This window comes from Streptomyces sp. NPDC054932, from assembly GCF_053610205.1.
This window is the reverse complement of sequence record NZ_JBSGXU010000136.1, coordinates 1-22,164: the sequence shown is the minus strand read 5'-3', so window position 1 is coordinate 22,164 and position 22,164 is coordinate 1. Positions and strand designations below refer to the sequence as shown.

General features: G+C 70.9%; 17 protein-coding genes. 11 read left to right on the top strand and 6 right to left on the bottom strand.

Annotated features, from left to right (window positions below):
* Positions 1–42 precede the first annotated feature (42 nt).
* On the bottom strand, positions 43–1,563 hold the full coding sequence (locus tag ACWGE1_RS29035) for a peptide MFS transporter (protein ID WP_453423422.1): 1,521 nt from the start codon (positions 1,561–1,563) through the stop codon (positions 43–45).
* 499 nt (positions 1,564–2,062) lie between these two features.
* Here ACWGE1_RS29035 and ACWGE1_RS29030 point away from each other — a divergent pair, with 499 nt between their 5' ends.
* Positions 2,063–2,740 (top strand): response regulator transcription factor, encoded by a 678-nt coding sequence (locus ACWGE1_RS29030; RefSeq protein WP_453423421.1) that lies wholly within the window; start codon positions 2,063–2,065, stop codon positions 2,738–2,740.
* Between the two features lie 37 nt (positions 2,741–2,777).
* Positions 2,778–4,043 (top strand): ATP-binding protein, encoded by a 1,266-nt coding sequence (locus tag ACWGE1_RS29025; RefSeq protein ID WP_453423420.1) that lies wholly within the window; start codon positions 2,778–2,780, stop codon positions 4,041–4,043.
* A 4-nt stretch (positions 4,044–4,047) separates the two neighbouring features.
* Here ACWGE1_RS29025 and ACWGE1_RS29020 read toward each other — a convergent pair whose 3' ends face one another.
* On the bottom strand, positions 4,048–4,584 hold the full coding sequence (locus ACWGE1_RS29020; protein ID WP_453423419.1) for a GtrA family protein: 537 nt from the start codon (positions 4,582–4,584) through the stop codon (positions 4,048–4,050).
* 199 nt (positions 4,585–4,783) lie between these two features.
* Between ACWGE1_RS29020 and ACWGE1_RS29015 the strand changes: the two genes are divergently transcribed.
* The 4 genes from ACWGE1_RS29015 to ACWGE1_RS29000 all read left to right on the top strand — a co-directional run bounded on the left by ACWGE1_RS29015 (position 4,784) and on the right by ACWGE1_RS29000 (position 8,850).
* Positions 4,784–5,923, top strand: a complete 1,140-nt coding sequence (locus ACWGE1_RS29015) for a 5-(carboxyamino)imidazole ribonucleotide synthase (protein WP_453423418.1) — start codon at positions 4,784–4,786, stop codon at positions 5,921–5,923.
* Complete coding sequence (gene purE / locus ACWGE1_RS29010; protein ID WP_453423417.1) at positions 5,920–6,456, top strand: 5-(carboxyamino)imidazole ribonucleotide mutase; 537 nt, start codon at positions 5,920–5,922, stop codon at positions 6,454–6,456. The genes ACWGE1_RS29015 and purE overlap by 4 nt, the downstream gene beginning before the upstream one ends.
* Positions 6,453–7,634: a dipeptidase gene (locus tag ACWGE1_RS29005; RefSeq protein WP_453423416.1), complete on the top strand. Its 1,182-nt coding sequence runs from the start codon at positions 6,453–6,455 to the stop codon at positions 7,632–7,634. The genes purE and ACWGE1_RS29005 overlap by 4 nt, the downstream gene beginning before the upstream one ends.
* A gap of 142 nt (positions 7,635–7,776) precedes the next feature.
* Complete coding sequence (locus ACWGE1_RS29000) at positions 7,777–8,850, top strand: membrane dipeptidase (RefSeq protein ID WP_453423415.1); 1,074 nt, start codon at positions 7,777–7,779, stop codon at positions 8,848–8,850.
* Between the two features lie 111 nt (positions 8,851–8,961).
* Here the strand turns inward: ACWGE1_RS29000 and ACWGE1_RS28995 are convergent, their stop codons facing one another.
* Positions 8,962–12,339: an Ig-like domain-containing protein gene (locus ACWGE1_RS28995; RefSeq protein ID WP_453423414.1), complete on the bottom strand. Its 3,378-nt coding sequence runs from the start codon at positions 12,337–12,339 to the stop codon at positions 8,962–8,964.
* Positions 12,340–12,666: 327 nt separating this feature from the next.
* On the bottom strand, positions 12,667–14,010 hold the full coding sequence (locus ACWGE1_RS28990) for a UDP-glucose dehydrogenase family protein (RefSeq protein ID WP_453423413.1): 1,344 nt from the start codon (positions 14,008–14,010) through the stop codon (positions 12,667–12,669).
* A 194-nt stretch (positions 14,011–14,204) separates the two neighbouring features.
* Between ACWGE1_RS28990 and ACWGE1_RS28985 the strand changes: the two genes are divergently transcribed.
* The 3 genes from ACWGE1_RS28985 (at position 14,205) to ACWGE1_RS28975 (ending at position 17,367) form a co-directional block, all read left to right on the top strand.
* Positions 14,205–15,362: an acyl-CoA dehydrogenase family protein gene (locus ACWGE1_RS28985; RefSeq protein ID WP_453423412.1), complete on the top strand. Its 1,158-nt coding sequence runs from the start codon at positions 14,205–14,207 to the stop codon at positions 15,360–15,362.
* A 126-nt stretch (positions 15,363–15,488) separates the two neighbouring features.
* Entirely contained in the window at positions 15,489–16,133 is a 645-nt protein-coding gene (locus ACWGE1_RS28980; protein WP_453423411.1) for a hypothetical protein, read from the top strand.
* A gap of 151 nt (positions 16,134–16,284) precedes the next feature.
* The gene (locus ACWGE1_RS28975) at positions 16,285–17,367 is read left to right on the top strand and encodes a sugar phosphate nucleotidyltransferase (protein ID WP_453423410.1); all 1,083 of its coding nucleotides are present in this window, start codon (positions 16,285–16,287) and stop codon (positions 17,365–17,367) included.
* Between the two features lie 57 nt (positions 17,368–17,424).
* Here the strand turns inward: ACWGE1_RS28975 and ACWGE1_RS28970 are convergent, their stop codons facing one another.
* Positions 17,425–18,735: an LCP family protein gene (locus tag ACWGE1_RS28970; protein WP_453423409.1), complete on the bottom strand. Its 1,311-nt coding sequence runs from the start codon at positions 18,733–18,735 to the stop codon at positions 17,425–17,427.
* 106 nt (positions 18,736–18,841) lie between these two features.
* Between ACWGE1_RS28970 and ACWGE1_RS28965 the strand changes: the two genes are divergently transcribed.
* Positions 18,842–19,378: an acyl-CoA thioesterase gene (locus ACWGE1_RS28965; RefSeq protein ID WP_365270684.1), complete on the top strand. Its 537-nt coding sequence runs from the start codon at positions 18,842–18,844 to the stop codon at positions 19,376–19,378.
* Positions 19,379–19,420: 42 nt separating this feature from the next.
* Here ACWGE1_RS28965 and ACWGE1_RS28960 read toward each other — a convergent pair whose 3' ends face one another.
* Positions 19,421–20,923, bottom strand: a complete 1,503-nt coding sequence (locus ACWGE1_RS28960) for an LCP family protein (RefSeq protein WP_453423408.1) — start codon at positions 20,921–20,923, stop codon at positions 19,421–19,423.
* A 167-nt stretch (positions 20,924–21,090) separates the two neighbouring features.
* On the opposite strand from ACWGE1_RS28960, the gene ACWGE1_RS28955 reads away from it, so the two are divergent.
* A complete protein-coding gene (locus tag ACWGE1_RS28955; protein WP_453423407.1) occupies positions 21,091–22,116 on the top strand; it encodes a glycosyltransferase family 2 protein in 1,026 nt (341 codons plus the stop codon).
* The last annotated feature ends 48 nt before the right edge of the window (positions 22,117–22,164 follow it).

The following is a 22,164-nucleotide window of genomic DNA, read 5'->3' as shown; positions in this document are numbered from 1 at the left end:
CCTTCCGGTGTGCCGGGCCGTTCGTCGTACGGCGCGAACGCGTCAGTTCATGTCGCCCATGAGCGCGTTGACCTTCTTGCGGTACATGAAGATCGCAAGGCCCGCGAGCACGGCGGCGGTGGCCTGGAAGAGGATCACCCCGACGCCGTTCAGCTGCACCTCGGCCAGACCGAGCAGACCGGTGATGCAGTCACCGGCGGTGACGGCCAGGAACCAGACGCCCATCATCTGGGAGCCGTACTTCTGCGGCGCCATCTTCGTCGTGACCGACAGGCCGACCGGCGACAGGCACAGCTCGGCGAGGGTGTGCATCAGGAAGATGAGCACCAGCCACCACATGGTGACCTTGGTGTCGTTGCCGGCGGTCTGGTTCAGCGGCAGGGCGAAGACGAAGAACGAGGCGCCGACGATGATCAGGGCCACCGAGAACTTCACGATGGTGCTGGGCTCGCGGTTGCGGCGGGCCAGGGCCACCCACGCGGCGGCGAAGACCGGGGCCAGGGCCACCACGAAGAGCGGGTTCAGCGACTGGAAGATGGTGGTCGGGACTTCCCAGCCGAAGAGGCTGCGCTCGGAGTTCTTGTCACCGAAGAGCGAGAGCGTCGAACCGCCCTGGTCGTAGATCATCCAGAAGACGGCGGCGGCGACGAAGAACCAGATGTAGGCGCTCATCCGGGTCTGCTCGACGGTGGACAGGTCCTTGTCCCGCTTGATGCGGACGAGGACGGCGACCGGGATGATCAGACCGGCGATGGTGATCGGGTACAGCGCCCACTTGATCGTGAACATGTCCGCCGCGACCACGGCGCCGTAGAAGACGGCGATGACGGCCAGGACGGCGAGGGCCTTGACGATCACGGCCTTGCGCTCGGCCGGGCTCAGCGGGTTCGGGACGAGGCTGCTCTGCGGGCTCAGGGTGCGGCCGGCGAGCAGGTAGATCACGAGGCCGATGCCCATGCCGACGGCGGCGAGCGCGAAGCCGAGGTGCCAGTTCACGAGCTCGCCGACCATGCCGATGCCGACCGGTGCGAGCAGGGCACCCACGTTGATGCCGATGTAGAAGATCGTGAAGCCACTGTCACGGCGCGGGTCGTCCACGCCCTTGTACAGGTGGCCGACCATCGTGGAGATGTTGGCCTTCAGCAGACCGGAGCCGACCGCGACCAGCAGCAGACCGACGAAGAACGCCATCTGGCCGGGCAGCGCGAGCGACACGTGGCCCGCCATGATCACGACACCGGCGATGGCGACCGTCTTGCGGGCGCCCCAGACGCGGTCACCGAACCAGCCGCCGGGCATGGCCATGAGGTAGACCATGGCCACGTAGACGGAGTAGATCGCCGTGGCCGTCGCCGCAGTGAAGCCGAGGCCACCGCCCTGGCTGTCGGTCGCGGCGTCGACACCGCCGGAGACCAAGTACAGAACGAGAAGCGCACGCATGCCGTAGTAGGAGAAGCGCTCCCACATCTCGGTCATGAACAGCGTGGCCAGGCCGATCGGGTGGCCGAGGACGGTCTTCTCGTGAGCGGGGCTCGGTGAGGCCGTCGTCAGGCTGGAAGCCATGGTCGATCCTTGCTTGCTCGGGACGCTTCGGCTTCGTGAGCCCATCCGCGCCCGGTGGGGGGTGGCCGGCACCGGCGGACGGATCTCCCACCCCACGCCTCGGGGTCCCGCCCCCATGACGATGGGGGCGGCAGGACATCCGTAACCGGGATCCACGCCCTCCCGCGCATCATCACGCGAGGGGCCCGGCCAACAGGTCGTTCACTGTCGTCAAGGCCGGCCGGGGGAGTCCTTGATAAGACGGCCCGTCCGGTTCAGGACAGAAATAGAGACCTTTGCGCTGCTTTTCGGCACAAAGGTCCCTGAGGTATTGCATCAGGCGTCTCGCCACCATACGACACGACACTGCGGCATATGAAAGGACTTGAGAGATGGATCACAAGGCGCGCCGGGAACCGTTCGACCATATTCGAAGGCGATGAGCAGTTCATAAGCCCAGATAGGCAGGGGTCTTCCAGGGGGCCCCAGGTTTCAGCCGCCGCGGACTAACATCACCCACATGACGCGTGTACTGCTCGCCGAGGACGACGCATCCATCTCGGAACCCCTGGCCCGCGCCCTGCGCCGGGAGGGGTACGAGGTCGAGGTCCGGGAGGACGGCCCCACCGCGCTGGACGCGGGACTGCAGGGCGGCGTCGATCTCGTCGTCCTCGACCTGGGCCTGCCGGGCATGGACGGCCTGGAGGTCGCCCGACGGCTGCGCGCCGAGGGCCACGGCTTCCCGATTCTGGTTCTGACCGCCCGCGCGGACGAGGTCGACACGGTCGTCGGCCTGGACGCCGGCGCCGACGACTACGTGACCAAGCCCTTCCGCCTGGCCGAGCTGCTCGCCCGGGTCCGGGCCCTGCTCCGGCGCGGCTCCACCGAGGCCCTCCAGCCGCCCGCCACCCACGGCGTGCGGATCGACGTCGAATCGCACCGCGCCTGGATGGGGGAGGAGGAGCTCCAGCTCACGGCCAAGGAGTTCGACCTGCTGCGGGTCCTGGTCCGCGACGCGGGCCGGGTCGTCACCCGCGACCAGCTCATGCGCGAGGTCTGGGACACCACTTGGTGGTCCTCCACCAAGACCCTCGACATGCACATCTCCTGGCTGCGCAAGAAGCTGGGCGACGACGCCGCCAACCCCCGCTACATCGCCACCGTGCGCGGCGTCGGTTTCCGCTTCGAGAAGAGCTGACCGCAGCACCCGGCCCACCTGGGGCATGCTCTAGGGCATGCGCCGCCGCCTCATCCAGTCCACGCTCGCCGTGGTGCTCGTCGTGATCGCCGTCTTCGGGGTCTCCCTCGTCATCGTGGAGACCCGGACCATCACCAGCAGCGCCCAGGACCGCATCGAGTCCGAGGCGCTGCGGCTCGTGGGCATCGTCGAGGCGAACGTCCTGGAGAAGAAGCCGATCGACCCGGTGGCGCTCGGCGAGCAGCTGGACGCCGGCCACTACGCGCGGATCACCATCCCCGGCCGCCCGGCCGTGGAGGTGGGCGCCCCGATCCCCGACAGCGTCATCCGCGGCACCGCCCGCGGCGAGCAGGGCGAGCTCGTGGTCGTCGAGGAGTCCCGCTCCACCGTGACCCGCGAGGTCGGGCGGACCCTGGCCGTGGTGGGCGCGGTGGCGCTGCTGGCCGTCGTGGCGGCCGTCCTGCTCGCCGTACGCCAGGCCAACCGGCTGGCCTCCCCGCTCACCGACCTGGCCGAGACGGCCGAGCGGCTCGGATCGGGAGACCCGCGGCCCCGGCACAAGCGGTACGGGGTCCCCGAGCTGGACCGGGTCGCGGACGTGCTGGACTCCAGCGCCGAGCGGATCGGCCGGATGCTGACGGCCGAGCGGCGCCTGGCCGCGGACGCCTCCCACCAGCTGCGCACCCCGCTCACGGCGCTCTCCATGCGGCTGGAGGAGATCACGGTCACCGACGACCTGGAGACCGTACGGGAAGAGGCGACGATCGCCCTGACCCAGGTGGAGCGCCTCACGGACGTCGTGCAGCGGCTGCTCACGAACTCGCGGGACCCGCGGACGGGCTCGGCGGTCCCCTTCGACCTGGACGAGGTCGTCAAGCAGCAGGAGGAGGAGTGGCGGCCGGCCTACCGCAGCGCGGGCCGGGCCATCGTCCGCTCCGGCAAGCAGGGCGTGCGGGCCGTCGGCACCCCGGGCGCGGTCTCGCAGGTACTGGCCACCCTGGTGGAGAACGCCCTGATGCACGGCGGCGGCACGGTCGCGCTGCGCACCCGGGTGATCGGCAACCAGGCGGTGCTGGAGGTCACGGACGAGGGGCCGGGGGTCCCGCCGGACCTCGGCAACCGGATCTTCGAGCGGGCCATCAGCGGCCGCAACTCCACCGGGATCGGCCTCGCGGTGGCCCGGGACCTCGCGGAGGCGGACGGCGGACGCCTGGAGCTGCTCCAGACCCAGCCGCCGGTGTTCGCGCTGTTCCTCAGCCGCACGGCGCCGGAACCGGCCGAACCGCAGACCACGGTCCGCTAGGCCGTCAGTTGTTCGCGGGCGCCGGCTCGGGCAGCGGCTCCGGCCGGCGCTCCGGCTTCGGGAGCGGCGCCGGATCCGGCATCGGCTCGGTCGCCTCGGCGGGCACGGGCAGGGCCCTGAAGACCCAGGTCCGGTACGACCAGAAGCGGAACACGGTGGCGGTCCCGATGCCGATGAACTTGAAGACGTTGCTCGCGACCGGGCCGTCCCAGCCGAAGCCGTAGGTGGCGACGTAGAGCACACCGCTCTCGATGACCAGGCCGATACCGCTGAACGCGGCGAACAGGACGAGCTCGCGGGTGCGGCCGCTCTTGGCGCGGTCCCGGTAGGCGAAGTAGCGGAAGCCGATGTAGTTCGTGGCGATGGCCACGACGGTGGCTATCACGCTCGCGCGGACCACCTGCAGATCGGTCGTGTTGCGGATCAGGTTGAAGACACCCAGGTTGACCAGGACACCCAGACCGCCGACCGCCCCGAACTTGGCGACTTCTCGTACGAGGCCGCGTACACGTTCGAGGACAGATCCGCCCGGCGTGCTCATCAGTAGGTCAGTCCTGTCGGTAACCGCCCGCTCACGGGGCGTCCGGTGTTCTCCGTCAACCCACCCATGCTAAGTGTCCCCCCTGTGCTCCGTCTGTGCCTTCCGGCACCGTGCGACGCACGGCACACGGAGCGGATCGGGGCCGGGGCCGTGCCCATGCGCGTCCTGATGGCCGAATACCGGCGGATACCCTGGAGGAGTGACGTTCCCGGTAGTCGGCATGGTCGGCGGCGGACAGCTCGCCCGCATGACCCACGAGGCGGGTATCCCCCTCGGCATCAGATTCAAGCTCCTCAGTGACACCCCGCAGGACTCGGCGGCCCAGGTCGTGAGCGATGTCGTCATCGGCGACTATCGCGACCTGGAGACGCTGCGTGCCTTCGCGCGCGGTTGTGACGTGATCACCTTCGACCACGAGCATGTGCCCATGGAGCACCTGCGGGCCCTGGAAGCGGACGGCATCCCCGTCCGCCCGGGGCCCGACGCTTTGGTGCATGCCCAGGACAAGGGGGTGATGCGCGCCAAGCTCGACGAGATCGGCGCGCCCAGCCCCCGCCACCGGATCGTGAGCGATCCGGACGACGTGGCCGCCTTCGCGGACGAGGTCGGCGGGTTCCCCGTCATCCTCAAGACCGTGCGGGGCGGGTACGACGGCAAGGGCGTGTGGTTCGTCCGCACCCCACAGGACGCGGAGGCCCCGTTCAAGGCGGGCGTCCCGGTCCTCGCGGAGGAGAAGGTCGACTACGTCCGCGAACTCGCGGCCAACATCGTCCGCTCCCCGCACGGACAGGCGGTCGCCTATCCCGTCGTGGAATCCGTCCAGGTGGACGGGGTCTGCGACACGGTGATCGCCCCGGCCCCGAACCTCTCGGAGGCCCTCGCGGGCGAGGCCCAGGCCCTCGCCCTGCGTATCGCCCGCGAACTCGGCGTGACCGGCCACCTGGCCGTGGAGCTGTTCGAGACCACCGACGGCCGGATCCTGGTCAACGAGCTGGCGATGCGCCCGCACAACAGCGGCCACTGGACCCAGGACGGTGCCGTCACCTCCCAGTTCGCCAACCACGTACGGGCGGTCCTGGACCTCCCGCTCGGCGACCCGCGCCCCCGCGCCCGGTGGACGGTCATGGCGAACGTGCTGGGCGGGGACTACCCCGACATGTACGCGGCGTACCTGCACTGCATGGCCCACGACCCCCAGCTGAAGATCCACATGTACGGCAAGGACGTGAAACACGGCCGCAAGGTCGGCCACGTCAACACCTACGGCGACGATCTGGACGATGTGCTGGAGCGCGCACGTCACGCTGCCGGCTACCTCAGAGGAACGATCACCGAATGAGCACCTCCACCGCAGGCCCCGTCATCGGCATCGTCATGGGCTCCGACTCGGACTGGCCCGTCATGGAGGCGGCCGCCCAGGCGCTGGACGAGTTCGAGATCCCCTACGAGGTCGACGTGGTGTCCGCCCACCGGATGCCGCGCGAGATGATCGAGTACGGGGAGCGGGCCGCCGACCGCGGGCTGAAGGCGATCATCGCGGGCGCGGGCGGCGCGGCCCACCTGCCCGGCATGCTCGCCTCGGTCACCCCGCTGCCGGTCATCGGCGTGCCGGTGCCCCTGAAGTACCTCGACGGCATGGACTCGCTGCTCTCGATCGTCCAGATGCCCGCCGGGGTTCCCGTCGCCACCGTCTCGGTCGCCGGGGCGCGCAACGCGGGGCTGCTGGCCGTACGGATGCTGGCCGCGCACGACACGGAGCTGCTGGCCCGGATGCGCGACTTCCAGCAGGAACTGAACGACCAGGCCACCGAGAAGGGCAAGCGGCTGCGCACGAAGGTCGCGAACGCAGAGTCCTTCGGGTTCGGTAAGTGAGCGCGGCGCAGCGCCTGGACGAGGCGCGCGAGCTGCTGGCCGAGCACCCCGTCGTGGACGGCCACAACGACCTGCCCTGGGCGCTGCGCGAGCAGGTGCGCTACGACCTGGCACAACGGGACATCGCGGGCGACCAGTCCGCCCACCTGCACACCGACATCCCCCGGCTGCGCGCCGGCGGGGTCGGCGCGCAGTTCTGGTCGGTCTACGTGCGGTCCGACTACGCCGGCGACGAGGCGGTCAGCGCCACCCTGGAGCAGATCGACATCGTCGGCCAGCTGATCGACCGTTACCCGGGCGACCTCGTGCGGGCGCTGACGGCGGACGACATGGAGGCGGCCCGCGCCGACGGCCGGATCGCCTCGCTGATGGGCGCCGAGGGCGGCCACTCCATCAACAACTCGCTCGCCACGCTGCGCGCCCTGCACCGGCTGGGCGTGCGGTACATGACGCTCACGCACAACGACACGATCGACTGGGCGGATTCGGCGACCGACGAGCCCCGGCACGGCGGTCTGACCGACTTCGGCCGTGAGGTCGTCCGCGAGATGAACCGCGTCGGCATGCTGGTGGACCTCTCGCACGTCGCCGCGACGACGATGCGGGACGCCATCGAGGTGTCGGCCGCGCCGGTGGTCTTCTCGCACTCCTCGGCCCGGGCGGTCTGCGACCACCCGCGCAACATCCCCGACGACGTGCTGGCGCTGCTGCCGGGCAACGGCGGGGTGGCGATGGCCACCTTCGTACCGAAGTTCATCCTCCCGGCGGCGGTCGAGTGGACCCTGGCCGCGGACGAGAACCTGCGGGCGCACGGTCTGCACCACCTGGACACCACCCCCGAAGCGATGGCCCTGCACCGGGCCTTCGAGGCGGCGCGCCCGCGCCCGGTGGCCACGGCCTCGACGGTCGCCGACCATCTGGACCACATGCGCGAGGTGGCCGGCATCGACCACATCGGCATCGGCGGGGACTACGACGGCACGGCCTTCACCCCGTCCGGCCTGGACGACGTGGCGGGCTACCCGAACCTCGTCGCCGAGCTGCTCGCGCGTGGCTGGTCCAAGGCCGACCTGGCCAAGCTGACCTGGTCGAACGCGGTACGGGTGCTGCGCGACGCGGAGTCGGTGGCCCGCGACCTCGGGGCGTCCCGGGGCCCGTCGAACGCGGTGATCGGGTAGCGGACGCGGTGCCCGGCGGGCGCGGTGACAGGGTGTGACCTGCGGGTTCACTCGAACGCTGCGTCCGCCGGGCGGCCCTGCGGTCCCGCGTGGCACGGTGGCACCATCTCTCCCTGCTGCCGCCGAGACCGGAGCGAATGCCATGGCCGACCTGCAGGACGAACCCCACTCAGTGGGCATCGGAGCCGCAGACCTTCCCGCACCCGCGGTAGCGGTGGCGGCGGGCGCCCTCGACCGGGCCGTCGCGCTGCTGGCCGTCCATCCCGTGGCCGACGGGTGCAACACCCTCGTCTGGACCCTGCACCAGAGCCCGTACCACGACATCGACACCCCCGACACGGGGGTGGACACCGATATCCCGCGGCTGCGCGCCGGGGGAGTGGGGGCCCAGTTCTGGTCCCTGCTCGTGCCGTCGGCCCGGGCGTGCGGGGAAGCCGCCGGCGACCAGGTGCTCTCCGACACGCTGGACCAGATCGACACGGCGCTGACCCTGATGCGCCGTTACCCGGACAGCCTGCGCCTGGCGCTCAGCGCCGACGACCTGGCGGACGCCCGCAACCGGGGCCGCATCGCCTCGTTCCTGGGCCCGGTGCCCGGCAGCACGCTCAAGGACTCCCTGGGCGCGCTGCGCGCCTTCCACGCGCTGGGCGTACGGATCCTCGCGCCCGCCGGGGCCTCCTGGGCCCAGGAGGAACTGACGGCCTTCGGCCACGAGGTGGTCCGCGAGGCGAACCGGCTGGCGATCCTGCTGGACCTCACGGGCTGCCCGCCGGCGGTCGCCTGCCGGCTCGCGGGGGCCTCCAAGGCCCCGGTGATCATCTCGAACACGGCGGCGGCCTCGCTGAACCCGCATCCGGGGAACGTGACCGACGAGGTCCTGGCCGTGCTGCGGGAGGCGAACGGCCTGGCGATGGTCACCTTCGACACCGCGCGCACCGGGGACTCCCTGCACGCGGTGGCGGACCACATCGACCACGTACGGGCGATCGCGGGCCCGCACAGCGTCGGACTCGGCGCCACCTTCGGCACCGGACCGGGCCACCCCCGTCCGACGGGCCTGACCGACCCCTCGGGCTACCCGCGGCTGATCGCGGAGCTCCTGGAACGCGGCTGGCCGGAGTCCGAGGTGGCCCTGCTGACCTGGGGCAACGCCCAGCGCGTGGTCCGCGACGCGGAATTCACCGCCCGCGCCGCCCAGCACCGGCACACCCCCTAGTACGCCGCGGCACCCGGACGCACCGCGCCCCGTCCCGGTGATCCGGGACGGGGCGCGGCTCCTGACAGGGGCGGAAGGGCCTTCTCGTCCTCCCGGCCCCTGCTTCCTGCCCTAGGGCTTCCGGCCGTGGGGCCCGGGCCTGTCTCCCCGGCCCTTGTGTCCGTCTTCCACCTTGAGGTTTTCGATCTCGGCGAAGTCGATGCGGGTCTCGGCACCGGTCGTCCTCGGGTACTTGACGAAGACCGATCCCTTGGCCGACTTCTCCTCGGACACCTCGTACAGCACGGCCTCGGGCGAGCCGCCGCGAACGATCAGCGCATCGCCCTTCGGGGGCGGGACCTTGCTGGGGGGACCTCCGTCGACGGACAGCTGGGCGCCGACCGTGTCCCTGACGGTGAGGTCCACCGTGTCCTGGCCGCCGCGTGAGAGGACACCGATCCGCTCGGTCTCGCCGGTGGTGATCCTGAGGCCGAGCAGCGGCGTCAGGGCCGGGGCGCGGAGCATCGGCAGCGCCTCGACCCGGAGCGTGGTGAACACGTCCACGACGCCGCGGATCACGTCCTGCCGCGTGGTGCCCACGATGGTGACCTCGTCGTCGCCGCCGTCGGGGCTGACCAGCACGTCGCCCACCACGTGGGAGAAGTTCAGCACCTGGGCGGAGTTGGAGCGCACCAGCCGCCCGCTGTCGCCGGCGGTCGGGGTGAACGTCAGCTGCTCGTCGGCCGTCCCGCCCTGAACGCTCACGCCGTGACCGTTCGCGTCCAGGTTCACCACGGGGATCCCGCGGATGCCGACGAAGCCGCCCGGGATGCCGGGGTAGCCCGTCACGGTCTCCTGGCCGACGTGGACGAGCAGATTCGCGGTCGCGCCCGTGAGGGTGAGCGAGTGCTGGGCGATGGTCACCGCGAGCGACGGCGATGTCGGGCTCACATTGCCGGCGAGGTCCTCCAGCCCCACGGCGAAGTCGTACTTCCCGTCGCCGAGCGCGGCGCTGACGATCTCGTACGTGCCGCCCGAGGTGACGGTGTCCTTGCCGACGACGGTCGGGCCGACGGCCCCCGCCGGATCGGCGGTCAGCCGCACCAGCGCGTTGGGCTCGACCGGCGATCCCTGGAAGGCGGGCTTGGCGATCGTCGTGATGTTGTCGATGTCGTTGCCGCCGGTGTCGCTCGACGCGAGCAGGTCCGGGGCTGCCGGACGCGCCGGTGCGACGGTGTCGAGCGTGATCAGCAGCCGGTGCGCGCTCTCCGCGCCCGAGCCGACGACGTGGGCGACACCGGCGAGGGCCGGGTCGTCGGACGGGTCGACGATCACCACCTCGGCGGTGATCTGGTTCTCCCCCTCCACCAGGACGGGGGGCAGCTGGATCCGGTACAGACCCGGCTTCGTGACCGGGTTCACCGGCTGGGCGAAGCCGACGGTTTCCCCGTCGCGCTCCACGGCCACCTTGAAGCCGGGGGCGTCGTCGGTGAGCGTGGCCGTCGCGTTCTGCGGCGACAGCGCGATGCCCGCGGCCCGCAGCTCCGCGTCGTCGACCCGGAGGAAGATCTCCGGCGCTGCGGTCCTGGTGACGTCGTCGTTGTCGAAGCGGCCCGAGTCGGACCCGCGGGCCAGATCGAGACCGAAGGGTTCGGGGGCGGCGCGGTTGACGACACGGAGGTCGTAGGTGGCCTGCGCCGGGTCCGTCGGCGAGGCGTCGCCCGGCTGGGTCGGGTCGGTGATGCCGGCGTCACTGACCACGACGAAGTACGGCTCGTCCTTGACGACGGGGATCGCGAGCCGGCTGGTCGAACTGCCGGGCCTGGTCGTGGCGACGGTTCCGGTGGCGACCTTGTTGCCGAACTTGTCGTACGCGCGGACCTGGAGCCCGGAGATCACCTCGTTGAAGGCGATCTCGGTCTGCAGGTGCCCGGTGTGACGGGGTTCGATCCGGAAGAAGTCGACGTCGGTCGGGCTGTGCAGGGTGAGCCGCGGCTTCGTGACCCGGTTGTTCGTGCCGAGCGCGGTGGCGACGGCGGTGTCGATCGACTCGTTCGGCTCGAAGGCGTCGGCGAAGGCCCCCAGCAGCGAGAACGTGTCGTAGTAGGTGGTCTGGTCTCCCTGGGCCGGGTTCGTTCCGGTCGGCGGGGTGGCGTTGCCGGTCCAGGTCGCGTAGCCGATCCCGTCGACCGTCCAGACGCCGTTGTACTCGCCGATGCGCAGGGTCTGCTGCGTGGACGCGGTCACCGTGCCGCAGTTCGCGTTGTTCCCGAAGCGGCACCGGGCGCCCAGGTCGGGGTCGAAGGCGTCGTCGCTGATCCTGAAGTCCTGCGACCAGGTCGCTCCGCCGTCCCGGCTCGCCGTCCCGTAGACCTCGAGCAGGAAGTTGTTGTTCCCGTTCAACCCGGTGCCGCCGTTGCGCCTGCCGCTGCGGGTGTCGTACCAGTGGGCGACGATGTTGCCGTCCTGGTCGATGTGCGCGGTGGGCATGACGGCGAGGGTCTGCCCCGGTCCGTGGTCGACCCTGACGGGTGTGCCGAAGGAGGCGCCGTTGTCCGTGGAGCGGGCGATGCGGACGTCACCGTCGTCGCCGTTCCCGAAGTTGTCGTTCGGGTCGTCGTTGGCGACGACGTAGACGTTGCCGGGCCGGGCCGGGTCGGGCAGGACCCAGGGCTGCATCGAGCCCTGGAGCCAGAAGTCCGTGCCCGGGATGTCGCCCGTGCCGTCCTGCACGTTGCAGGAGACGCTCGCCTCTCCTGCCGCGAACGCCGTGATCCGCTGCGTGACGGTACCGAGGACGAAGTCGGCCCCGCCGGAGCCGTCGCGCAGGACCTGCACGGTGCCCTGAGTGGCCACACCGTCGGTCCCCTCGTTGCAGATGTTGGCGTGGTAGGCGACGTAGAGATCGCCGTTCGGGCCGACGGCCGCGTGCGAGGGCCAGCTGTCCCCGTCCGCGGCGACGGAGAGGACGCTCGGCGCCGACCACGTCGTACCGCCGTTCACGGACCGGGAGAACCGGATTTGCCACGGGGTACCGAGGTCCGACCAGACGACGTAGAGGTTGTCCCGGTAGGGGCTGGTGGGGTTGGCGTCGGCCACCAGCCACTGCTTGTCCTGGTTGTTCGGGTCCGTCGCGTCGCTCACCCGGACGGGGGTGTAGGTCTGATTCCCCGCCGTCGTCAGGTCGTTGATCCGCGCGGCCCCCACGCCGAAGCGGTTGGCGGTGTTGTTGAAGCTCGTCGAGAGGTGCGTGACGAACAGGCGCCCCTGCGAGTCGAAGGCGAGGGACGGGTCTCCGTTGCACGGGAGGGTCGTCGTCCGCGTGATCGGGAAGCCGTCCTTCCCGAAGTTGTTGTCGATGCGGACCGTGCACCCCCGCATGACGGCCACCTGTGACGGTCTGCGGGGGTTGGCCGTTGCGTTGTGCGGTTCGAAGCCGGTCTCGAGCGCCTGGTCGTCGCCGGCGTGGGCGGGCGGCGCGGCTCCGGCGAACAGAAGACCCTGCAACACGAGGAGCATGCTGCCGACAATGGTGAGGACACGCCGTTGAACTCGGGTGTTCAGCATGCGACCCCTCTGGTTCCGCTCATCCCTCTCCTTCCGATCCGGCCGCAGCGCCTGCACCGGGCGACCTGTGGATCTTGCGAGAGGGACTGTGGCACCACGCCGCCCCCGGCCCGGGAGAGCCGACGACCGAGTCACGGGAATTCACCGGAATTCCCACCAGAACCACCCGTACGGAGTGCTCCCACCCGGCATCGGCCCTGTCCGGCTCCGCCACGTCCGAGGCGTGGGGACCCGTGGGCAGCGCCCGCCGCGGCTCAGCGGCTCAGCGGCTCAGGCGTGCGGGCGCCCCATCGCGCGGTAGGTCCAGCCCGCCGCGCGCCACCGCACGGGGTCCAGCGCGTTGCGCCCGTCGAGGACGAGGCGGTCGGTGACGACGGTGGCGAGCTCGGCCGGGTCGAGGTCGCGGAACTCGCGCCACTCGGTGAGGTGCAGGACGACTTCCGCGCCCCGGGCCGCCTCCAGCGCGGAGTCCGCGTAGCCCAGGGTCGGGAAGACGCGCCGGGCGTTGTCCATGCCCTTGGGGTCGTAGACGGTGACCTGGCCGCCCTGGAGGTGGATCTGTCCGGCCACGTTCAGCGCGGGGGAGTCGCGGACGTCGTCCGAGTCCGGCTTGAAGGTGGCTCCGAGCACGGCGACCCTCTTGCCCAGGAACGAACCGCCCACGGCCTCCCGGGCCAGTTCGACCATGTGCCCGCGGCGCCGCATGTTGATGGAGTCGACCTCGCGCAGGAAGGTGAGCGCCTGGTCCACGCCCAGCTCGCCGGCGCGCGCCATGAAGGCCCGGATGTCCTTCGGCAGGCAGCCGCCGCCGAAGCCGATCCCGGCGCGCAGGAACTTCGCGCCGATCCGTTCGTCGTAGCCGATGGCCTCGGCCAGCTTGACGACGTCGCCGCCGCCGGCCTCGCAGATCTCCGCCATCGCGTTGATGAAGGAGATCTTGGTGGCGAGGAAGGAATTGGCGGCGGTCTTCACCAGCTCCGCCGTCGGGAAGTCGGTGACCACCAGCGGGGTGCCCTCCGCCATCGGCGTCCCGTACACCTCGCGCAGCAGCTTCTCGCCCCGCTCGCCCTGTACGCCGACCACGATCCGGTCGGGGTGCAGGGTGTCCTGCACGGCGAAGCCCTCCCGCAGGAACTCCGGGTTCCAGGCCAGCTCCACGTCCTCGCCCGCCGGGGACAGCTCCGCCAGCTTCGCGGCCAGGCGCTGCGCCGACCCGACCGGGACGGTGGACTTGCCGACCACCAGGACCGGACGCGTCAGGTGCGGGGCGAGCGAGGCCATCGCGGAGTCCACGTAGGACATGTCGCAGGCGTACTCGCCGTGCTTCTGCGGAGTGTTCACACAGACGAAGTGGACGTCGCCGAAGGCGCCGACCTCCTCCCAGGAGGTCGTGAAGCGCAGCCGCCCGGTCGAGCCCGGCAGCCCGGCCACGTGCTTGGCCAGCAGTTCCTCCAGCCCCGGCTCGTACATCGGGACCCGGCCCGAGGCCAGCATCTCGATCTTCTCGGGGACCACGTCCAGCCCCAGCACCTCGAAGCCCAGCTCCGCCATCGCGGCGGCGTGGGTCGCACCGAGGTATCCGGTGCCGATCACAGTGATCCTGAGGGGGGCCATGGGTGCTCCAGAGGTGCGGGGCCGTTTGCGGCCACTGAGCATAGTCGGGCCCACCAGCGGGGACGTTCCCCAGGAGAGCACCTCTGTCACCCATCTCACGTGGTCCGTCCATATCGCCATCCGTGACCGGACCACTAGGCTTGGGTTACTTAACGGTAGTTAGCATCATGCATCACCCTGGGGAGTGAGAGATCTTGGCGGGTTCTGCCGACTTCGACCTGTACCGCCCGGCCGAGGAGCACGACATGCTCCGCGAGTCGGTCCGCTCGCTCGCCGAGGCGAAGATCCTGCCGTTCGCCGCCGCGGTCGACGAGGAATCCCGCTTCCCGCAGGAGGCCCTGGACGCCCTGGTCTCCAGCGACCTGCACGCCGTCCACGTGCCCGAGACCTACGGCGGCGCGGGCGCCGACGCCCTCGCCACCGTGATCGTGATCGAGGAGGTGGCCCGCGTCTGCGCGTCCTCCTCCCTCATCCCGGCGGTGAACAAGCTCGGCTCCCTCCCGGTGATCCTCTCCGGCTCCGAGGAGCTCAAGGCCAAGTACCTTGGCCCGCTCGCCAAGGGCGACGCGATGTTCTCGTACGCGCTCTCCGAGCCGGACGCGGGCTCCGACGCCGCCGGCATGAAGACCCGCGCCGTGCGCGACGGGGACTTCTGGGTGCTCAACGGCGTCAAGCGCTGGATCACCAACGCGGGCGTCTCCGAGTACTACACGGTCATGGCCGTCACCGACCCGGAGAAGCGCTCCAAGGGCATCTCCGCCTTCGTCGTCGAGAAGAGCGACGAGGGCGTGTCCTTCGGCGCCCCGGAGAAGAAGCTCGGCATCAAGGGTTCCCCGACGCGCGAGGTCTACCTCGACAACGTCCGGATCCCCGCCGACCGCATGATCGGCGCCGAGGGCACCGGTTTCGCCACCGCGATGAAGACCCTGGACCACACCCGCATCACGATCGCGGCCCAGGCGCTCGGCATCGCCCAGGGCGCCCTGGACTACGCCAAGGGCTACGTCCAGGAGCGCAAGCAGTTCGGCAAGCCGATCGGCGACTTCCAGGGCGTGCAGTTCATGCTCGCGGACATGGCCATGAAGATCGAGGCCGCCCGCCAGCTGACCTACGCGGCCGCCGCCAAGTCGGAGCGCGTCGACGGCGACCTGACCTTCTTCGGCGCCGCGGCCAAGTGCTTCGCCTCCGACGTGGCCATGGAGGTCACCACGGACGCGGTCCAGCTCCTCGGCGGCTACGGCTACACCCGCGACTACCCGGTGGAGCGCATGATGCGCGACGCCAAGATCACGCAGATCTACGAGGGCACCAACCAGGTGCAGCGGATCGTCATGGCCCGCAACCTGCCGTAGCGCGTATCTGACCTGCAGCGAAGCGAACTTCCCCCGGCACCGGGCCGGGGGAAGTTCGCGCATGGGGCGGCGGGCTAGGCTGTGCGGCTGTCAGCCGTAGGCGCGCAGGTGGAGGCGGAAGCAAGCATGTTCACGGAACGCCAGATATCGGCGATGCTCGGGCAGATCGCCCGCCAGGACGTCGTCGAGATCGGCCCGGAGCAGACCGTCGGCCGGGTGGCCGCCCTGGCCCACGTCGCGGAGCAGTACGGCTACGCGTACGACCGCGCGCACCGGACCGGGCACAACGGCATGCAGATCCTGGTGGTGATGTACCGGGACCCGCATCCCGAGGCGCGGGCCCTCGAAGTCGCGACCATCGCCGCCCACCCGCAGGCCGGCAACGGCGGGGCGGTGCCGGGAATGCGGCCGGGGACGGTCAAGCCGCTGCCCGAGGCGCAGGAGGCCGTGGCCCGGCTGAAGGACAGGATCATGCTCGACGTCATGGCCCAGGCCGCGGACAAGCGGCAGAAGACGATCGCCTGGGGATCCGTCGCAGCCCTGGTCCTCCTGCTGCTCGTCCTCGGGATGCCGGTCGCCGCGCTGGCCGGCGGCGCGGCGCTCGCGGCGTTCCTCGAAGGCGGCTTCCGGCTGGGAACGATCCGCAGGCAGCGGATCGCCCGGCGGCTGACGGACGCCGGGTTCGTCCCGGTCCTGGACGAATACGGCAGTCAGCGCTTCCTGCGGCCGGGGCGGCAACTGCCCGGCCACGCCAATCCGTTCGCCTCCTGACGGGCGAACAACACGGTCATTTCATGACACATCGAGTGCGGCGATCCGACAGGTGCGCGCACTGTCGGACACATCCGGCACCGACCTCCGGGCGCCCCCGGATGGGCTAAATTTGGACCTTCGTACGCCGGAATCGGTTGGGGAGAACGCAATGACGGAAGCGATCCTGCTGGTCGGCGGACAAGGGACGCGCCTGCGTCCCGTGACGGTGAACACGCCCAAGCCGATGGTTCCCACGGCAGGCGTCCCGTTCCTCGCCCACCAGATAGCCAGGGCCGCCGCCGCCGGTGTCACGCACATCGTGATGGCCACCTGCTACCTCGCCGAGGTTTTCGAGCCCTACTTCGGCGACGGATCCGACTTCGGCCTCAGCCTCGAATACGTGGTCGAGGACGAGCCCCTCGGGACCGGCGGCGCCATCCGCAACGCCGGACAGCGCCTGACCGGCGGCCCGGACTCCTCCGTCCTCGTCTTCAACGGCGACATCCTCACCGGCCTGGACATCGCCGGCCTGGTCGAGTCCCACAAGGCGGCCGACGCCGACGTCTCCCTGCACCTGGTCCGTGTCGAGGACCCGCGCGCCTTCGGCCTGGTCCCCACCGACTCCGAAGGGCGGGTGCTGGCCTTCACCGAGAAGCCGCAGACCCCCGAGGAGATCATCACCGACCAGATCAACGCCGGCTGCTACGTCTTCCGCCGCAGCGTGATCGACTCCATCCCGGCCGGCCGCCCGGTCTCCGTCGAGCGCGAGACCTTCCCGGGCCTGCTCGCCGCCGGGGCCAAGCTGCACGGCGTCACCGAGAACACCTACTGGATGGACCTCGGCAAGCCCGAGTCGATCATCCAGGCCTCCGCCGACCTGGTGCGCGGCGTGGTGTCCTCCCCGGCCGTCCCCGGCCGCCGCGGCGAGTCCCTGGTCCTGCCCGGTGCCGAGGTGGCGCCCGGGGCCAAGCTCTCCGGGGGCACCGTCGTGGGCGCCGGCGCACGGATCGAGGCCGGGGCGGTCGTCCAGGGCTCCATCGTCCTCGACGACGCCGTCATCGGCCCGGACGCCCAGGTGAACGCCAGCCTGATCGGCGCCCGCGCGCACGTCGGCGCGCGGACCGTACTGGAGGGCACCGTCATCGGCGACGGCGCCGCCGTGGGGGCCGACAACGAACTGCGCGCCGGCGCCCGCGTGTGGTGCGAGGCGCAGCTGCCCGCCGCCGCGATCCGCTTCTCCCCGGACGCCTGATCCGGGGAGCGGGACCGGGAGCGGGAGCAGGGAGCGCGCCGGCCGGCCGGGCTGCCGTCAGTTGCCGCGGACGGTGACCTTCTCGTCGTTCTGGATCTGCTTCACCAGCTGCTGCACCTTCGCCTTGTCCCAGACGAGGTTGCCGCCGCGCTGGCCGGAGATCGGCATGTTCATCGACACGCCGTCACCTCCGTTGACGCCCTTCATCGCGAAGAACATCTGGCCCATGTCGTACAGGCCCATGTCCTTGTCCACGATGAGGGTGTCCAGGCCCGCGCCCAGCATCGGGTAGAGCGAGAACGGGTTCAGGATCGTCGAGGGGGTCGCGGCCTGACTGGCCAGTGCCGACAGGAATTTCTGCTGGTTCTTCGTCCGCTGCAGGTCGGACTCGGCGAAGGCGTACCGGGTCCGTACGAAGGCCAGCGACTGCTCGCCGTTCAGGGTCTGCTTGCCGGCCTTGAAGTCGGCGCCCGACTTCTCGTCCTTGAAGCCCTCCTCGATGTTCAGCTCCACACCGCCCAGCGCGTCCACGATGTTCGCGAAGCCGGCGAAGCCGATCTCCGCGTAGTGGTCGATGCGCAGGCCGGTGTTGTGCTCCACCGTCCGCACCAGCAGCTCGGGGCCGTCCTCCGCGTACGCGGCGTTGAGCTTGACCCGGCGCCCCTGGGCGGGGAACTTCTTGCCGGACTGCGAGCCGACGAAGGAGGGGATCTCCACGTCCGAGTCGCGGGGCAGCGAGATCATGGTGTTCCCGCTGGAGCACTTCGCCAGGATCATCATCGAGTCGGTCCGCTTGCCCTCGGCCGAACCCGTGTGCAGCTTCTTCTTCTCCTCGTCGGACATGCCCTCGCGGCTGTCGGAGCCCACGATCAGGTACGTCGTGCAGTCGCCCTCCTTCGGGCGCTCGATGACCTTGGAGAGGTCCACCTCGCGGCGCACCTTGGAGTCGGCCCAGAAGTAGGTGGAGACCGAGGTCACAAGGAGCGCGGAGACCAGCACGATCGAGCCGACCTTGATGCGCTTGCGCCAGTCCGGGGCGGGACCGGGCGCCCGCCCGGGACGGCCGGATCCGGACACCCCGCCGGGACCGCCCGGACCGCCCGGAGCCCCGCCCGCGGGCGCCCCGTAGACCTGGCCGGTGTTGTAGCCGCTGTCGTAACCGCCGTACGTGTCGTGGCTCCCCACCTGCTGCGGGGGTACGCCGTGCGCAGGCGGGCCCGCCGGGCGCTGCGGGCGCGGGGGTTGCGCGGGCCGCTGCGGCTGCTGCGGCTGGCGCTGGATGTGCCGCATCCGCTGCACACCGTCGGGCTGCGGCTGCGCGCTGCCGCGCCCGTACGCGTCGTCACGACCTTCTGGCCAGTCATTCATGCGCCCTAGGATGCCTGGCCGGGAGCACCGTCCGACAGCCCGGTCCACATTCCGTACCGGTGCTGTTGCGAAGCTGATGCCTCCATGACCCAACTAAGGTGTCCGTATGACACAGATACCGGGCGAGCTGCCCGGGAAGCCGACCGCAGCCTCCCGGACGACCCTCAGCCACATCATGACCGCCAACGACACCAACCTCCTCGGCACGGTGCACGGTGGCGTGATCATGAAGCTGGTGGACGACGCGGCGGGCGCCGTGGCCGGCCGCCACTCCGGCGGCCCGGCGGTCACCGCCTCCATGGACGAGATGGCCTTCCTCGCGCCCGTGCGCGTGGGCGACCTCGTCCACGTGAAGGCCCAGTGCAACTGGACCGGCCGCTCCTCCATGGAGATCGGCGTACGGGTCCTCGCGGAGCGGTGGAACGAGTCCACCCCCGCCACCCAGGTCGGCACCGCCTACCTCGTCTTCGCCGCGGTGGACGCCGAGGGCAAGCCCCGCGAGGTCCCGCCCGTGCTCCCGGAGACGGAACAGGACGAGCGGCGCTACCAGGAGGCCCAGATCCGCCGCACCCACCGGCTCGCCCGCCGCCAGGCGATCATGGCGCTGCGCGAGGAGCGGGCGGCCCAGGGCTTCGACGACTGACGCCGCGCCCCCGGGCGCGGGCCGGCGCCGGCGCCCGCACCGTCACTTCCCGCAGACCACCTGGTCGCCGGTGACCACCCCGAAGGCTCCCTGGTACGGGTCCTCGGCGCGCACCGGCACCACCTTGCGGTAGTCCGAGCCCGCGATCACCAGCACCGTCCGCCCCTGGCCCGCCACGGCCCGCAGCTCGCTGCCCGGCAGTGCGGTCGCCACCGACCGGGCGGAGCGGTCCCAGCGCGGGTCGTAGGTGATCACCGTGCGCTTGACCTCGCGGCTGGCGCCGTTGCCCGGGGCCCGGGTGGTGTCGAAGCCGGTGGCGCGCAGCGCGGCGTCGACCCGCCCGCCCAGCCCGTCGATCCGGGTGCCGTTCTCCACCTGGACCCGGACCTGGCGCGGGGGCACGTCCACCGGGACCGCCGCCGGCGGGCCGCCGTCGGTCCTCCCGGGCCGGGCCGGGGCCAGCGGCCGGTCCTCGCGCAGTGCCTCGAAGAGCTTGGCCGCCTTCGGCTCGTCCCACTTCACGGTGGACCCGATGCCCTTGACGGGGAAGGAGGGGCTGCCGATGGGCACCGAGGCGAACTCCGAGGAGGACGGGGTGAAATCGCGCATCGCCTGCCCGAGGGCCAGCATCTGCTCCGAGCCGAAGTCCTTGTCGGCCCGGACCGAGCCGAGGAGGGTGGAGCTGACCTCCTTGAACTTCACCGGGTTCAGCAGCACCCCGCCCCCGGTCGCCTGTTTGATCAGGGCGGCGATGAAGCGCTGCTGACGCTGCATCCGGCCGAGGTCGGAGGCACCGTCGACATGGCGCGAGCGGACGTACTGCAGGGCCTGTCCGCCGCTGAGGCGGTGGCTGCCGGGCAGCAGGTCGAGTCCGGTGTTCCGGTCGCGCATGGTCTTGGCCGTGCAGATCTCCACGCCGCCCATCGCGTCGACCGTCTTCATGAAGCTGGTGAAGTCGACCTCCAGGTAGTGGTCGATCTTCACCCGGGTCATGTTCTCCACGGTGCGCACGGTCAGGTTGGGCCCGCCCTCCGCGTACGCCGCGTTCAGCCGCACGGGGTGGGCCCTGTGCGCCTTGCCGGTGACGAGGTCCCGGTGCGCGGGCACCTCGGCGTAGCTGTCGCGGGGCAGGCTGACCACACTGGCCCGCTCCTTGTCCGCCGACAGGTGCACCAGCATGATCGTGTCCGTGCAGTGGCAGGGCGCACCGCCCAGGCGGTACTCGCGCTTCTCCTCAGGCGAGATCTTCTCCCGGCCGTCGGTGCCCACCAGCAGGAAGTTGAGACCGTGGCCGGCCTGCGGGCGGTTCTTCATGTCCTTGAACGGGTCCACCCGCTCGATGCCGGTGTCCAGGCCGGTCATCACGGCATGTCCGATGGCCCCGGAGCCCAGCACCGCCACCGAGAGCCCGGCCGCGATCCGTACCCCCCACCGGGGTCGCCCGTCCCGGTGCCGGGCGCGGCCGCCTCCGCCGCGCCGGGCGCGCTGCGGCTGGGGCGGCCCGGCGGGACGGGCGGGACGGTGCGGCTGGGGCACGGTGGACACCTCCGCGGGGCAGCAGGGAGACCAGTTCGGGGGCACTGGCCGGATTCAGCTGATGCGACAGACAGTAGGCCCATACGATCAGCCGCTGTCCTTACCGGTCGCTCGGCGCGCACCCGGTTCCCCCGTACGCGGTAACGTGACACCGATACCCGACCTTGAAGGACCACATGCCCGCCCAGCAGCCCGCAGTCTCGGTGATCATGCCGGTGCTCAATGAGGAGCACTACCTCCGCGATTCCGTCCGCCACATCCTGGAACAGGAGTACGCGGGCGAGATGGAGGTGGTGATCGCACTCGGGCCGTCCACGGACCGCACCGACGAGATCGCCGCCGAACTCGTCGCCGAGGATCCCCGAGTCCACACCGTCCCGAATCCCACCGGCAGGACCCCGGCGGCGCTCAACGCCGCCATCAAGGCCTCGCGTCACCCGATCGTGGTACGCGTCGACGGCCACGGCATGCTTTCGCCGAACTACATCGCCACCGCCGTCCGCCTCCTGGAGGAGACGGGCGCGCAGAACGTCGGCGGCATCATGCACGCCGAGGGCGAGAACGCCTGGGAAGAGGCCGTCGCCGCCGCGATGACCTCGAGAATCGGCGTGGGCAACGCGCCCTTCCACACCGGCGGCCAGGCCGGACCGGCCGAGACCGTCTACCTCGGTGTCTTCCGCCGCGAGGCTCTGGAACAGCAGGGCGGTTACAACGAGGAGTTCATCCGCGCCCAGGACTGGGAGCTGAACTTCCGTATCCGTGAAGCCGGCGGCCTGATCTGGTTCTCGCCGGAGCTGATGGTCCAGTACCGTCCGCGCCGCTCCGTACGGGCCCTGGCCAAGCAGTACAAGGACTACGGGCGCTGGCGGCACGTGGTGGCCCGCTACCACTCGGGCTCCATCAACCTGCGCTACCTGGCCCCGCCGACCCTCGTCTGCGCGATCGCCGCGGGCGTGGTCGTGGGCGTGGCCGTCACCCCCCTGGGCTTCGCCGTGCCGGCCGGCTACCTCGCGGCGATCGCCGTGGGATCCGTACCGGCGGGCAAGGGGCTCGGGATCAAGGCCCGGGCGCAGATCCCCGTCGCCCTGGCGACGATGCACCTGAGCTGGGGCTTCGGCTTCCTCACCAGCCCGCGGGCCCTGGCGAACAAGGTCATCGCGAGCCGTCGTCCGGCCGTGCACCGGGACTCCTCGCAGGTCTGAGGCATACGGAAGGGGCCCGGCGCGGCGGCTGTGCACGTCACAGCCACT

What these genes read in the sequence shown, in the direction of transcription:
- ACWGE1_RS29035 (WP_453423422.1), bottom strand. Translation starts at nt 1,563, where the DNA reads ATGGCTTCCAGCCTGACGACGGCCTCACCGAGCCCCGCTCACGAGAAG.
- ACWGE1_RS29030 (WP_453423421.1), top strand. Translation starts at nt 2,063, where the DNA reads ATGACGCGTGTACTGCTCGCCGAGGACGACGCATCCATCTCGGAACCC.
- ACWGE1_RS29025 (WP_453423420.1), top strand. Translation starts at nt 2,778, where the DNA reads ATGCGCCGCCGCCTCATCCAGTCCACGCTCGCCGTGGTGCTCGTCGTG.
- ACWGE1_RS29020 (WP_453423419.1), bottom strand. Translation starts at nt 4,584, where the DNA reads ATGAGCACGCCGGGCGGATCTGTCCTCGAACGTGTACGCGGCCTCGTA.
- purE (WP_453423417.1), top strand. Translation starts at nt 5,920, where the DNA reads ATGAGCACCTCCACCGCAGGCCCCGTCATCGGCATCGTCATGGGCTCC.
- ACWGE1_RS29000 (WP_453423415.1), top strand. Translation starts at nt 7,777, where the DNA reads ATGGCCGACCTGCAGGACGAACCCCACTCAGTGGGCATCGGAGCCGCA.
- ACWGE1_RS28990 (WP_453423413.1), bottom strand. Translation starts at nt 14,010, where the DNA reads ATGGCCCCCCTCAGGATCACTGTGATCGGCACCGGATACCTCGGTGCG.
- ACWGE1_RS28980 (WP_453423411.1), top strand. Translation starts at nt 15,489, where the DNA reads ATGTTCACGGAACGCCAGATATCGGCGATGCTCGGGCAGATCGCCCGC.
- ACWGE1_RS28975 (WP_453423410.1), top strand. Translation starts at nt 16,285, where the DNA reads ATGACGGAAGCGATCCTGCTGGTCGGCGGACAAGGGACGCGCCTGCGT.
- ACWGE1_RS28970 (WP_453423409.1), bottom strand. Translation starts at nt 18,735, where the DNA reads ATGAATGACTGGCCAGAAGGTCGTGACGACGCGTACGGGCGCGGCAGC.
- ACWGE1_RS28965 (WP_365270684.1), top strand. Translation starts at nt 18,842, where the DNA reads ATGACACAGATACCGGGCGAGCTGCCCGGGAAGCCGACCGCAGCCTCC.
- ACWGE1_RS28955 (WP_453423407.1), top strand. Translation starts at nt 21,091, where the DNA reads ATGCCCGCCCAGCAGCCCGCAGTCTCGGTGATCATGCCGGTGCTCAAT.